This is a genomic window from Vibrio sp. 10N.261.51.A4, assembly GCF_041471945.1.
GTDB classification, from domain to species: domain Bacteria; phylum Pseudomonadota; class Gammaproteobacteria; order Enterobacterales; family Vibrionaceae; genus Vibrio; species Vibrio crassostreae_C.
The window spans coordinates 31,826-44,967 of record NZ_JBFRPJ010000079.1 but is presented as its reverse complement, the minus strand read 5'-3'; the positions used below and the strand labels follow the sequence as shown (position 1 = coordinate 44,967).

The window sequence follows — 13,142 nt, the reverse complement described above, 5'->3', positions numbered from 1 at the left end:
TTTCTCCCTACTGACGCCAGAGGCAGCTTCCGCTTTTCTCGACGAGATCTAAACGACTTTGATGCGCTTCTACTTCATCGGCCGTAGCTCGTAAAACCTTTAGGGATTTTCGACCACTTTCTACTCTTCGTATGCTTTCGGCTTCACCTTCCTGTTGACCAGCGTTAAATTGCAGCGAAGTTTGACCACCCGTCATCAATAAGTAGACGTCGGCTAGGATCTCCGCATCGAGCAATGCGCCGTGGAGAGTACGGTGCGAGTTATCGATACCGTAACGGTCACATAAGATATCTAGGTTGTTTCTTTTACCTGGGAATATCTTCTTCGCCATTGCCAAGGTATCGGTAACTTTACAGTAGTCATCCGTTTTACCTATCGCTGGGTTGAGCTTCTCAAACTCATAGTCCATGAAGCCCGTATCGAAGGGCGCGTTATGAGCCACCAGCTCCGCACCTTTGATAAAGTCGAGAAACTCTTTATGAATGTCTTGGTATTCAGGCTTATCAATCAAGAATTCATCGGTAATACCGTGAACGCCAATCGCCTCTTCTTGAATCGCACGATCGGGCTTGATGTAGACGTGGAAATGACGCCCGGTCAGCCTACGGTTGATGATCTCTACTGCACCAATTTCAACGATGCGGTGACCCATATAGTGAGGGCCACCTTCTGTATTCATACCGGTGGTTTCGGTATCGAGTACAACAATGCGCTTATTTTCGTTCGAACTGTTTTTTTCGTTCGTGCTTTGTTCTGGAGTGCTACTGGTATTCATAAGGATAACTGTGTCAGACTATGCCGATAATGTGCTTGAGGTAATAGTATCAAATCATGACGAAACAAGTTGAAATTTTCACTGATGGTTCTTGTTTAGGCAACCCTGGTCCCGGCGGCTATGGCATCGTACTTCGCTACAAAAAAGTCGAGAAGACGCTAGCAGAAGGTTTCACGCTAACAACCAATAACCGTATGGAAATGCTCGCCGCTGTCGTGGCTCTGCAAACCCTCAAAGAACCTTGCTCTGTGATTCTGACCACAGATAGCCAATACGTGCGTCAAGGCATCACACAGTGGATTCATAACTGGAAAAAGCGTGACTGGAAAACAGCCGACAAGAAACCGGTTAAAAATGCCGATCTGTGGCAAAGGCTCGATAAAGAAACCGCTCGCCATAACGTTGATTGGCGCTGGGTAAAAGGACACGCCGGACACAGAGAAAACGAAATGTGTGATGATTTAGCGCGAAATGCAGCGGAGAATCCGACTCTAGAAGATACGGGCTATCAACCAAGCTAATCGTCTTTTTAATTAGACGCACATTTCAGAAAGCGATTTATAATTTCTTAAACTAATTGACAATTTCTCAATCGAATTGATAGATGAAAAGCCGACAACTAATCGGCTTTTTCTGTTTTTAGCGGATATGACGCTTTGGCTGAATCCATTGTACGGCGCGTATTGGTTCTAAAACTTGCCCCAACAGGCGAGAAACGTCGCTTAAGGTGCCAATGTGGTTTGATGGGTTTTAGCGGGTAAGTACGCTTACGAGCAACAATAAAGTATTGGCTTCCGGCGAAGGATGCACAACCACCTAAGCTGTTCTCCAACCACGTCCACATCGCTTGATACTTACTCATCGGAAACAGCACGTAGGTGTCACAATGAATTACTTCATAGTTAAGTACACCTAACCAGTCTTTAATTCGACTTGGCGTGTACATACGCCCACTCCAAGGCAAGCTGTTCTTTCGCCAAGGCATCAAACTGGCAAGCCCAGTGACACTGATTGGGTTGAAGCCCGTGATAATGATATAGCCATCGTCCATCATCACTCGATCGACTTCTCTCAATAAGCGATGCGGGTCATTGCTATAATCTAGCTGATGACTCAGTACTACAACATCAAAGCTTTTCTCCAAAAAGGGTAAATTATAGCCATCCGCTATCACATTATGTAATGGGTTCTGGATATCTAGGTTTACTTGATGTTGAATGTTGCATGTGCAGCTAGAAATCTCACTACTGAGGCCACCGAGCTTGAGCATATGGTAACCAAATAGCTTTGGGCACCACTCATCGAGTCGAGTTTGAATAGATTCTCTCAACCAGTCCCCATTGTGCAATTGCGCCCAAGTGTAAGGACGTTCAAACTTCTTTCTGCTACGTGCTGGCTTCATCAATAATCTGTCTCACTTATTCTGTCGCACTAATAGTGACTGGAGAACCAATAATGTTACATATCAAAAGCATACCTGCATTTAACGACAATTACATCTGGCTGATTCAAAATAGCGATCGCCGTTGTGCTGTCGTCGACCCTGGTGATGCGGCTCCAGTATTAGAGTACTTGGCACACCATGAGCTAACTTTAGATGCAATCTTGATTACACACCACCACCACGATCACATTGGTGGTGTTCCAGAACTCGTTAGACAATTTCCCGGCGTGGATGTTGTCGGTCCAAGGAATGAACCTATCCCTACCTTAACTCATCCGGTCGATGATGGTGATCAATTAGAACTGTTTGGCGAAGTATTCCTCGTCCTAGGGCTCAGTGGCCATACTGCGGGTCATATTGGTTATGTGGGCGATGCCAAACTGTTTTGTGGTGATGTGTTGTTCTCTGCGGGCTGTGGCCGAATCATGGAAGGCACACCACAACAGATGTTCGATGCACTGAATAAGATCACGGCTCTGCCTCAAGAAACCGAAGTTTATTGTGCACATGAGTACACTGCAGCCAATATCGCTTTCGCATTAGCCGTAGAGCCTGATAACCAACATTTGCAGCAATATCGCGACCAAGTGAACCGACTTCGCGCTCAAAATAAGTCGACCATCCCCACAAATTTGAGACAAGAGAAGTTTGTGAACCCCTTCCTGCGCTATACCGAGCCAAGTGTAGTGAAATCAGTGTCTAATCGCACCGAGCAGACCGATCCTTTATCGGTATTCACCGCTTTACGTGCGTGGAAGAACGAATTTTAACAAATACAGACTTGTCACTCATAGGGGGTGGCAAGTATTATCATCGGCCGTTAATTAAAAAGGCTGTAACATGCGAGTTAAGTACAGCTGGGCTTTGGTATTACTACTTTCTGGTTGCCAATTAACTCAGTCAGAGAATCCAGACCAAGCTTCCGAGCAAACCAACACATCTCCTACTAAAGAAGTTTCTCAAGCGAACGTTTCATCAGAAGCAACAGCCAAAGAAGATCTAAAAGTTGAAGCACCTGTCGTTACTCCACAAACACAAGAAGATGTTTGGAAACGCATTGCGATGCAACTTGAAATGGAAGTGCCAGACCAAAAGAAGGTCGACTACTACCGAACTTGGTATCTCAAGCACCCGAGTCATCTAAAAACAGTATCAAAGCGTGCTGAACCTTTCTTGTATCTGATCACGACTAAGATTGAAGAAAAAGGCTTACCACTAGAATTGGCACTACTACCCGTTGTAGAAAGCTCTTTCGATGCGTTTGCCTACTCTCATGGCAGTGCTGCTGGTCTATGGCAATTCATTTCAGGCACTGGCAAAGACTACGGGCTTGAACAGAACTTTTGGTATGACGGCCGCCGCGATGTTGCCGCCTCTACCGACGCCGCATTGGACTTCCTCTCAGATCTTAACCGACGTTTCGATGGCGACTGGAATCATGCGATTGCTGCCTATAACAGTGGTGGTGGTCGAGTAAACAGCGCAATCCGCAAGAACAAGAAGCTTGGCAAGCCAATCGACTTTTTCTCTTTGGACTTACCAAAAGAGACCAGCAGCTATGTACCTAAACTGCTTGCTCTAGCAGATGTCATTGCCAACCAAGAAAAGTATGGCATCGATATTCCGGCGATCCCGAATAAGCCAGTGCTGACTCTGGTTAACCCTGAAGAACAGCTTGATTTAGCCATTGCTGCGAACTACGCAGGCATTCCTGTCAAAGAACTTCAAGGTTACAACCCGGCTTACAACCAATGGGCAACGGCACCAGAGAAACACCAACAACTATTACTTCCTTTAGATTCAGTTGAGAAATTCAACAAAGAAGTCGCTGCCAATAAAGGCAAAGGCATGAAGTTGGTGCGTTACAAGGTTCAATCTGGTGACAGCATTAGCGTACTGGCAAGCAAATATAACACCACCAGCAAAGTGATCCGCTCTGCAAACGGTTTGAGCAACAACAATATTCGTATTGGCCAGCACTTACTTATCCCAACATCCACCAAAGACGACAAGACATACGCCCTAAGCGCCTCAAACCGCCTAGCAAGCACACAGTCGAAGAGTCGTGGTCAATATAAGCTCAGCCATACTGTAAGAAGTGGTGACAGCCTATGGACGATTGCACGCGCAAATAAGGTCTCTCATCAATCACTGGCTAAGTGGAATGGCATGGGACCACGCGACACGCTTAGAGTTGGTCAAGAACTGGTCATTTGGAAGAACGGCTCAGACGGCGCCATCATCCGTACGATCTTTTATAACGTAAGATCAGGTGACACAGTCAGCGGTATTGCATCAAAGTTCAAAGTAAAAAGTACAGATGTTGTAAAATGGAACACTTTGCAGAACAAAAAATACCTACAGCCAGGACAAAAACTGAAGCTGTATGTTGATGTAACTAAGGTAAGTGTATGAACCCGTCAAGTAACCCACTCGTCATGCTGTTGGATATATTCCGTTCGCCAACAGCTTGTTTCTTAGCGCTTTATCAACGAAGTGCTTGGGGATGGCAACCCTACGTCGTATTAATGCTCAGCCCATTTTTGTTTTGGGGTGCTTATTTTTCGAATGTAGATTTTGCATGGTTAAGTGCAGAGCTCTCGCAGCAACTGGCTCAAACGAACCCTGACCAATTGGCGTTACTTGACAGCAATACCTTACTCGCAAGTGAAATCATCAGCGACGTATTTGGCCGAACATTAACCATCGTTCTATTGGCATTCTGGTTTAACCTAGCAACCAAGCCAAGCCAACATCAGCACAGCTTTTGGCGATGGTTTGCAGCGGCATCGGTTGTTATATTCCCAGCTGTTTTAGGTGATGTAGCAAGCTACGCAAGCCTGATACTCAAGCATGGACATGTGATGAACTACGCTGCCGACTTGAACAGCTTAAATGGCTTGATCAAGTTACCGCTAACTAATGATTGGTCACAGTTTGCTAGCTCATTACCACTGCTTCTGCCATGGTACATCGTGCTAGGTTATGCTGCGGTATTAACGTGGACTGAGTTTGAACGCGGGCAAGCGCTTGTGATTTCAGGCTTACCATGGGTTGGCTACTACCTAATCTGGGCGCTCTACATTTTAATCTTTTAAGTATAAGAGATAAGGCTAGCGAAGACTCTCTAGCCTATTGTTCCGTTAGATTTCCCAAGGTAACCACCGTGCGAATGGTTAAGTTCCAATGACTAATAGCTAATCACTATTTAGCCTTAAAGGTCACTCGCATAGGGTTATGATCAGAAGCGTCCGTAATGGGCGCTTTTGCTTTTTCTACCTCTAGCCCTCGATAGAACACATGGTCGAGCACCAGTCCTGTAATGAACTGAGTTCTGTTATCTGGCTCAAAGGCAACTTCCGTCAAACCAACCTTCTCCAACGCATCTTTCAATACAGCAACGCGAGCTTCACTCCAGCTATTAAAGTCCCCAGCAAAAATAACCGGCCCACGATACTTTTGCAGATTGTCAGTTAAGCTCTTGAGCTGAGCCTCGTAATCTTCCGTACCAAAGGTAAAGTTCACAGCGTGGATATTAATCACAGCCAGCTCTTCGCCATTGTTTAGTTGGTAACGCGACCAAAGCGCCGATTTAGGCAGTTGAAGCCAAGGTTCTTCATGAGTATAAGCACACGCTTCAATCGGTAAATGGGTTGCTAGGTTGAGTACCCCAGCACTTTGCTCAAAGGCCTCAAACGCATTAACACGTGTGCTTCCCCACTGTCCGCTCATTACCCATTGGCGAAGTCCTTCTGTCATACTAGCTTCTTGCAGCAAGACTAAATCGCTACCTGCCGACAGCTTATTTAACTCACTCTGCCAATTATTTCGGTTTTGCTTGTAGATATTCCACACCGTAATGTCTAAGCCATCAGACACATCAATCGCTTTCGGTGCAGAGTTTTGGTAGCAACTGTAGATGTCGTTACTGGTACTTTGAGAGGAAATGATCAGGTTGGGTTTATTCGGGATCACGAAGATAAAATGAAAACTAACGACAGCAAGCGTTATCAATAACGTGATAACAATGATGGTTTTCTTAAACATACAGCACCCTACCAGAGATGAAAAAGGAGCGATAAACGCTCCTTTTAGGGTAATAGTTTTTTTATACGGCGTCTTCGTCTTCTTCGCCAGTACGAATACGTACCACACGTTCAACTTCAGTAATGAAGATCTTACCGTCACCAATTTTACCTGTTTGAGCCGTCTCAATGATGGTATCAACACATTGGTCAGCCACTTCGTCGGTCACAACGATTTCTAGTTTCACTTTAGGTAAAAAGTCGACCATGTACTCTGCGCCGCGGTATAGCTCAGTATGACCTTTTTGACGTCCAAAGCCTTTAACTTCAGATACTGTCATACCCGTAATACCCACTTCTGCAAGTGCTTCACGTACATCATCAAGTTTGAATGGCTTGATAATGGCTTCAATCTTTTTCATGTTCATCCCTTAAACTGTGCGAATGGCTCATTATCGGTTAGCTATAGTAAACATTCAATGAAAAAAGCCAGAGCTTTAAAGCTCTGGCTCGAAATTTATCATCTTGTTTAATCAGCGCTTTGAGAAGGTTTTACTTAAGGCTTGCGTAGTAAGCGGCTAGATTCGCGATGTCTTCATCACTCAGCATTGAAGCTTGAGCCTGCATTACAGCGGCCAAACCGCCGGTGCGCTGGCCATTCTTATAGGCCTTAATTGATGAAGCGATGTATTGCTCGTTTTGACCTTTAAGGTTTGGATAGCCAGGGATCACTGCGATACCGTCTGCACCATGACATGCCGCACAGATTGCTGCTTTAGCTTGACCCGCAGCAACATCAGCCGCCAGAGCGTTACCACTCAATAGTCCAAATCCAAGAACTAATCCTAGTGTAATTTTCTTCATTGCATATTCCATTAATTATTTTTATTAAAGTGACGGTGAATTGTGACATAAACTTTTTCTACTTGCTCCAAAGCGCTTCACAATCTTGACCTTCGTAGTTTTTATCTACGAATAAGCCTAAAACAGCGATCACTCGATCGCCATCCATTAATATCGGCGTTCTGCGTCTTAACCAACTGGGTACTTGGTACTCTTGAAACAACTTCTTAAGCTTCCTGCTATGACCGCGCCCAACAGGGTGTGCTGACAATCCCTCAGGGTTAAATATCACTCGCAGTGTTCCTCTCGTTGTGTTGAGACTAAAATGTTGCGCATCACAGTGGTTAGATACACCATCACTCGCCGCTGAAGTTAAGTGTAGTTCCCCTAAACCGTCAGGCAAAACTAAGCTCTCTTCCATCGAGATATCACTTTGCCAGTTCGACAAGTCTTTGGTCTCTTTGACGACATAGAGCTGATGATTAAAACGTCTAACCTCAACCTCATTCAACACCAGCTTAGGGTTGGCGTCTGCCTGAGCACATGCCACCTCATCCCATATAAGTTTGAGCTGCTTTTGGCTCGGCATCGGTTGATTACAGCGGCTCAGCCACATTCTTAATAAGCGTGCACGCAGTAAATCAGAGTGCTGAGATAATACCTCAATACTTAAGCTGTGCTTCTCAGTCAAAGCTTGTTGTAAGTGAGATTCTAACAACTCATCCAACAGTAACTCTTGCTCTGCACATAGCTGAGCACTACGACTGACCGATTCTCGAAAACTAGGCCAACGCTCGGTCAGTGTCGGAGTGACTTGATGACGAATAAAATTACGGTCAAAGCGAACGTCTTGATTACTCTCATCTTCTACCCAAGTTAAAGCCATATCGCGCGCCGCCACTTCAATATCCGTTCTCGTCACCGACAGCAGTGGGCGAACGATATGAGCACCTGAAAATGGCATCACTTTCGCCATTGAAGAGAGCCCTTTCGGACCACTGCCACGCTTAAGAGCTAACAAGAAGGTCTCGACTTGGTCATCGATGTGCTGGCCTGTCACTAACACATCACCTTGTCTAATATGCTTTTTAAGGGCTTGGTATCGCGCGTCTCGAGCCAGCTTTTCAACGCTTTCTCCACGGCTAATATCTAGCGAGACTCGTTCAATGAACAAGGATACCGACAAAGCATCACACCATGTTTTGCACTGCTCTGCCCAATAATCAGCATTGTTGCTTAAGCCGTGGTGAACATGTACCGCACAGCAATCGATGTGATGGGACTTAGCGAATTGGGCAGCCAACTCCAACAACACTCGTGAATCGACACCACCACTGAAAGCGACGATCAACCGACAAGGCTTAAGCGCGCTTTGATCAAGTACAGATGTGAAGGTATCAATTAAGTGTGTCATGAGGCTAATAAACCAAGAGCTCGTGTGTTAAGGGATAATGTTTTAATAATAAAAAAGGGTTGGCACTGAGTCCAACCCTTTCATCATTTGTTCGTATAGCTAGCCTTATCGCTAAGGCAAGTTATCAGCAGTAGCCGTAGCTCATTAGACGCTGGTAACGACGCTCAAGCAGCGTTTCGTTATCAAACTGCTCTAGCTCTTCTAGCTGTTTAACTAACATGTCTTTCATGTTTTGAGCGGTTTGTGCAGGGTCGCGGTGCGCGCCACCTAGAGGCTCAGGAATGATTTCGTCGATAAGCTCAAGCTCTTTAAGACGAGGAGCAATCAGGCCCATCGCTTCAGCTGCTTGTGGTGCTTTATCTGAATCGCGCCATAAGATTGAAGCACAACCTTCTGGAGAGATTACTGAGTACGTAGAGTACTGAAGCATGTTCACGTAGTCACCAACACCAATCGCTAGTGCACCACCAGAACCGCCTTCACCCACAACGTTACAGATAACAGGAACTGAAAGGCCAGCCATCACTTTTAGGTTTTTAGCGATAGCTTCAGATTGACCACGCTCTTCAGCACCAACACCTGGGTATGCGCCCGCTGTGTCGATGAAAGTAATAATAGGCATGTTGAAACGCTCAGCAGTTTCCATTAGACGTAGCGCCTTACGGTAACCTTCTGGCTTTGGCATACCAAAGTTACGGATCACTTTCTCTTTAGTCTCACGACCTTTCTGGTGACCAATAACCATAACAGGACGGCCATTTAGACGAGCCATACCACCCACAATAGCTTTGTCGTCAGCGTAAGCGCGATCGCCCGCCATCTCTTCAAACTCTGTGAATGCATGCTCCAGGTAATCTTTGGTGTAAGGACGTTGAGGGTGACGAGCAAGTTGAGCTACCTGCCATGCACCTAAGTCACTAAAGATTTTCTGTTTAAGCTCTAAGCTTTTTTTCTCTAGTTGTTCGATTTCTTTGTCTAGATCTACCGCTGTGTCACCACCGTGACGCGAAACGTCACGTAGCGCTTCGATTTTTGCTTCAAGTTCAGCGATAGGCTTTTCAAATTCTAGAAAGTTCAGGCTCATCTATGAATCCTTGTTGATTCAGCTCCGCATTCGCGAAGCTAAATTTTAGTTAAATTCGAGTTCTACTTGGCTATTTCCAAGCAGCTGTTTTAATTCGTCTAGTAATGTATCACTTGGCGTCACGCGCCATTCTGTGCCCAATGTTAACCGCGCTCTAGCGTCGGCACGCTGGTAGTATACATTGACTGGGACCGTTCCGGCTCTATAAGGTTCTAAGATTTGACTAAAGCGTTCAAAAAATTGACCGTTAATTTGGGATTGGTCGATAGATATCGACACCCCACGAGCATATTTCTCACGGGCGCTTCCTAAGTCCATGACCTCGCGCGCGGACATTTTAAGCCCGCCATTGAAATCATCAAAGCTGACCTGTCCGGAAACGACCACAATTTTGTCTTTTTCGAGCAATTCTGCGTAGCGATCGAGCGCATCCGAGAACAACATCACTTCCATTCGGCCCGAACGGTCATCAAGTGTCATCAAACCAATTCGCGTGCCGCGCTTCGTCGTCATCACTCTCGCAGCAATCACCAAGCCTGCAATTGTTAGTGATTGGTCACGACGCGTTGGCGTGGCATCTTTCAAACGACAGCTAGTGTATTTCGCTAACTCTTTGATGTAAGCGTTAACCGGGTGACCCGTTAAATACAAACCAAGCGTTTCACGTTCACCTTCAAGCCAAACCTTCTCAGGCCATTTAGGCACTTGGGTATACTTGTGTTCAACCTCTTCCGGAGCGTCGGTCAACACGCCAAACATATCAGATTGACCAAAAGACTCGGCATGGTGATGTTGACTCGCCGCCTTCACCGCATCTTTCAAAGATGCCATCATTGCCGCTCGGTGAGGACCTAATCTATCTAAGGCTCCGGATAGAATCAACTTTTCGATAACACGTTTGTTGACCTTCTTCAGATCAAGGCGTGCACAGAAGTCGAATAAGTCTTTAAAGTAACCGCCTTTATTTCGCGCTTCAATGATCGCTTCAATAGGGCCTTCACCGACCCCTTTGATCGCACCGATGCCATAAACAATCGCGCCATCTTCATCCACATTGAAACGGTATAAACCTGAGTTGATATCTGGTGGTAAAAGCTTGAGCTTCATACGGAAACATTCATCAACAAGGCCGATAACCTTCTCGGTGTTATCCATATCCGCTGTCATTACCGCAGCCATAAATTCCGCTGGGTAGTGCGTTTTCAGCCATAGCGTTTGATAAGAAACCAGTGCGTATGCGGCCGAGTGAGATTTGTTAAAGCCGTAGCCCGCAAATTTCTCTACCAAGTCAAAGATCTTCATGGCCAGTTCGCCATCAACACCATTGGCTTCAGCGCCCTCTTTAAAGGTACCACGCTGCTTTGCCATCTCTTCTGGCTTTTTCTTACCCATCGCACGACGCAACATATCCGCTCCGCCAAGCGTATAACCAGCGAGGATCTGTGCGATTTGCATTACCTGTTCTTGGTACAGGATGATGCCGTACGTAGGTTCTAGTGTCTCTTTAAGCGATTCGTGCTGCCACGTTTCATCTGGGTATGAAACCGCTTCTCGGCCGTGCTTACGGTCGATAAAGTTATCTACCATGCCTGATTGCAGAGGACCCGGACGGAACAAGGCTACCAATGCGATAATATCTTCAAAACAGTCCGGTTGTAGACGTTTGATCAGGTCTTTCATACCACGCGATTCCAGCTGGAATACCGCGGTGGTTTCAGAATTTTGTAATAGGTTAAATGACGCTTGGTCATCAAGAGGAATCGACTCGATACGAACCGGTTCTTTCCCCTCTTTCTTCAAACGTGGATTCACTAGGCCTAACGCCCAGTCGATGATGGTCAGGGTACGCAGCCCCAAGAAGTCGAACTTAACCAAGCCAGCCGTTTCAACGTCATTCTTATCGAACTGCGTTACTGGGAAGTTACCTTCTGCGTCGGCATAGATTGGCGCAAAATCGGTGATCGTGGTGGGTGAGATAACAACACCACCTGCGTGCTTACCGGCATTTCGCGTACAACCTTCAAGGATGCGACACTTATCAATCAGCTCACGAACTTCTTCATCGCCATCGTAAAGCTCTGGCAATGCAGGTTCAGCAAGGAATGCTTTCTCTAGCGTCATACCCGGGTCTGGCGGTACAAGCTTTGAAATTCGATCGACGAAACCAAACGGGTGGCCCAATACACGGCCTACATCGCGGATTACCGCTTTTGCCGCCATGGTACCAAAGGTGATGATCTGAGAAACGGCATCACGACCGTACATTTCAGCCACGTGATCAATAACTTGGTCACGCTTATCCATACAGAAGTCGATATCGAAATCGGGCATGGATACACGTTCTGGGTTCAAGAAACGTTCGAAAAGTAGATCGTATTCAAGTGGATCGAGATCGGTGATATCCAAGGCGTAAGCGACTAGAGAGCCGGCACCAGAACCACGGCCAGGACCTACTGGCACATCGTTGTCTTTTGACCACTGGATGAACTCCATTACGATCAAGAAGTAACCTGGGAAACCCATGTTGTTAACAACTTCGAGCTCAATCTTGAGTCGCTCATCGTATTCAGGTCTGCGTTCAGCTCGAATTTTCTCATCAGGGAATAGAAACGCTAAACGACGCTCAAGGCCTTCTTCTGATTTTTTAATCAAGAAGTCTTCAATCGCCAAACCTTCCGTTGGGAAGTTAGGTAAGAAGTATTCGCCCAGTCGAACTGTTACGTTACAACGCTTAGCAATTTCGACACTGTTTTCCAGTGCTTCAGGGATGTCTGAGAACAACTCACACATCTCTTCTTCACTACGCAAGTATTGTTGTGAGCTATAGTTTTTCGGTCGACGTGGATCAACCATTGTAAAACCGTCGTGAATCGCCACACGAATTTCATGGGCATCAAACAAGTCTTCAGAAATGAAAACCACTTCGTTGGTCGCGACAACAGGCAGGTCTTCTTGTTCAGCAAGCTCTAGCGCAAAGTGCAGATAAGACTCTTCATCCGGGCGCCCAGTACGAATGAGCTCCAAATAAAAACGGTCTGCGAAATGTGTTTTGTAAAACTCAACGCTGCTTGCAACCAACTCTCGATTGCCTTTCAGCAGCGCCTTACCAATCTCACCCTCTTTTGCTCCCGATAGAAGAATCAGGCCTTCGGCATGTTCAATCAGCCACTCTTTATCAATAACAGGCTGATGTTGAACATGACCACGAAGGTAAGCTTTTGAAATCAATAATGTTAGGTTGTTATAACCTTTATTATTCGTTGCAATAACAGTGAGCTTGGTTAATTCATCGCCAAAATCCGGAGACTGCATCAAGAAGTCAGCACCAATAATTGGCTTAACCCCACACCCATGGGCAGTACCGTAAAATTTCACCAAGCCACATAGGTTAGTAAAGTCGGTCAATGCTAGAGCAGGCATACCCATTTCAGCGACTTTTTTAACTAATGGTGGCACCTTAGATAGGCCATCCACCATCGAAAAATCACTGTGTACGCGTAGGTGAACAAATTTTGGATCTGACATTATTTTTCCTGAGTTCTAGGTTTAGGCCTAGG

Annotated in this window: 12 protein-coding genes; 4 read left to right on the top strand and 8 right to left on the bottom strand. The window is 45.9% G+C overall.

Features of this window, described 5'->3' with window-relative positions; genetic code table 11:
* Positions 1 to 7: 7 nt before the first annotated feature.
* Entirely contained in the window at positions 8 to 775 is a 768-nt protein-coding gene (gene dnaQ, locus AB4384_RS17320; RefSeq protein ID WP_017060722.1) for a DNA polymerase III subunit epsilon, read from the bottom strand.
* Between the two features lie 56 nt (positions 776 to 831).
* On the opposite strand from dnaQ, the gene rnhA reads away from it, so the two are divergent.
* On the top strand, positions 832 to 1,296 hold the full coding sequence (gene rnhA, locus AB4384_RS17315) for a ribonuclease HI (RefSeq protein ID WP_017063376.1): 465 nt from the start codon (positions 832 to 834) through the stop codon (positions 1,294 to 1,296).
* 98 nt (positions 1,297 to 1,394) lie between these two features.
* Here the strand turns inward: rnhA and AB4384_RS17310 are convergent, their stop codons facing one another.
* Positions 1,395 to 2,177 carry a class I SAM-dependent methyltransferase gene (locus AB4384_RS17310; protein WP_372129872.1) on the bottom strand — a complete coding sequence of 261 codons (783 nt, stop codon included), beginning with the start codon at positions 2,175 to 2,177 and terminating at the stop codon, positions 1,395 to 1,397.
* Positions 2,178 to 2,230: 53 nt separating this feature from the next.
* Between AB4384_RS17310 and gloB the strand changes: the two genes are divergently transcribed.
* From gloB to AB4384_RS17295, 3 genes are all read left to right on the top strand, one after another.
* A complete protein-coding gene (gloB, locus tag AB4384_RS17305; protein ID WP_017060725.1) occupies positions 2,231 to 2,989 on the top strand; it encodes a hydroxyacylglutathione hydrolase in 759 nt (252 codons plus the stop codon).
* 70 nt (positions 2,990 to 3,059) lie between these two features.
* Entirely contained in the window at positions 3,060 to 4,634 is a 1,575-nt protein-coding gene (locus AB4384_RS17300) for a LysM peptidoglycan-binding domain-containing protein (RefSeq protein WP_372129871.1), read from the top strand.
* Complete coding sequence (locus tag AB4384_RS17295) at positions 4,631 to 5,317, top strand: YIP1 family protein (RefSeq protein WP_017060727.1); 687 nt, start codon at positions 4,631 to 4,633, stop codon at positions 5,315 to 5,317. Before AB4384_RS17300 ends, AB4384_RS17295 begins: the two co-directional genes overlap by 4 nt.
* Positions 5,318 to 5,423: 106 nt before the next feature.
* On the opposite strand, the gene AB4384_RS17290 is transcribed toward AB4384_RS17295, so the two are convergent.
* The 6 genes from AB4384_RS17290 to dnaE all read right to left on the bottom strand — a co-directional run bounded on the left by AB4384_RS17290 (position 5,424) and on the right by dnaE (position 13,110).
* Positions 5,424 to 6,266: an endonuclease/exonuclease/phosphatase family protein gene (locus AB4384_RS17290; protein ID WP_065583992.1), complete on the bottom strand. Its 843-nt coding sequence runs from the start codon at positions 6,264 to 6,266 to the stop codon at positions 5,424 to 5,426.
* 61 nt (positions 6,267 to 6,327) lie between these two features.
* On the bottom strand, positions 6,328 to 6,666 hold the full coding sequence (gene glnB, locus AB4384_RS17285; RefSeq protein WP_017063373.1) for a nitrogen regulatory protein P-II: 339 nt from the start codon (positions 6,664 to 6,666) through the stop codon (positions 6,328 to 6,330).
* 130 nt (positions 6,667 to 6,796) lie between these two features.
* Positions 6,797 to 7,120, bottom strand: a complete 324-nt coding sequence (locus AB4384_RS17280) for a cytochrome c (RefSeq protein WP_170791809.1) — start codon at positions 7,118 to 7,120, stop codon at positions 6,797 to 6,799.
* Positions 7,121 to 7,166: 46 nt separating this feature from the next.
* Entirely contained in the window at positions 7,167 to 8,501 is a 1,335-nt protein-coding gene (tilS, locus tag AB4384_RS17275) for a tRNA lysidine(34) synthetase TilS (protein ID WP_102320147.1), read from the bottom strand.
* 124 nt (positions 8,502 to 8,625) lie between these two features.
* A complete protein-coding gene (accA, locus tag AB4384_RS17270; RefSeq protein WP_017060731.1) occupies positions 8,626 to 9,585 on the bottom strand; it encodes an acetyl-CoA carboxylase carboxyl transferase subunit alpha in 960 nt (319 codons plus the stop codon).
* A 45-nt stretch (positions 9,586 to 9,630) separates the two neighbouring features.
* Positions 9,631 to 13,110: a DNA polymerase III subunit alpha gene (gene dnaE, locus AB4384_RS17265; protein ID WP_017060732.1), complete on the bottom strand. Its 3,480-nt coding sequence runs from the start codon at positions 13,108 to 13,110 to the stop codon at positions 9,631 to 9,633.
* Between the last annotated feature and the right edge of the window lie 32 nt (positions 13,111 to 13,142).

Coding starts and splice junctions, on each gene's coding strand:
- AB4384_RS17290 (WP_065583992.1), bottom strand. CDS start 6,266: ATGTTTAAGAAAACCATCATTGTTATCACGTTATTGATAACGCTTGCT.
- AB4384_RS17295 (WP_017060727.1), top strand. CDS start 4,631: ATGAACCCGTCAAGTAACCCACTCGTCATGCTGTTGGATATATTCCGT.
- AB4384_RS17300 (WP_372129871.1), top strand. CDS start 3,060: ATGCGAGTTAAGTACAGCTGGGCTTTGGTATTACTACTTTCTGGTTGC.
- rnhA (WP_017063376.1), top strand. CDS start 832: ATGACGAAACAAGTTGAAATTTTCACTGATGGTTCTTGTTTAGGCAAC.
- glnB (WP_017063373.1), bottom strand. CDS start 6,666: ATGAAAAAGATTGAAGCCATTATCAAGCCATTCAAACTTGATGATGTA.
- gloB (WP_017060725.1), top strand. CDS start 2,231: ATGTTACATATCAAAAGCATACCTGCATTTAACGACAATTACATCTGG.
- dnaQ (WP_017060722.1), bottom strand. CDS start 775: ATGAATACCAGTAGCACTCCAGAACAAAGCACGAACGAAAAAAACAGT.
- accA (WP_017060731.1), bottom strand. CDS start 9,585: ATGAGCCTGAACTTTCTAGAATTTGAAAAGCCTATCGCTGAACTTGAA.
- tilS (WP_102320147.1), bottom strand. CDS start 8,501: ATGACACACTTAATTGATACCTTCACATCTGTACTTGATCAAAGCGCG.
- dnaE (WP_017060732.1), bottom strand. CDS start 13,110: ATGTCAGATCCAAAATTTGTTCACCTACGCGTACACAGTGATTTTTCG.
- AB4384_RS17310 (WP_372129872.1), bottom strand. CDS start 2,177: ATGAAGCCAGCACGTAGCAGAAAGAAGTTTGAACGTCCTTACACTTGG.
- AB4384_RS17280 (WP_170791809.1), bottom strand. CDS start 7,120: ATGGAATATGCAATGAAGAAAATTACACTAGGATTAGTTCTTGGATTT.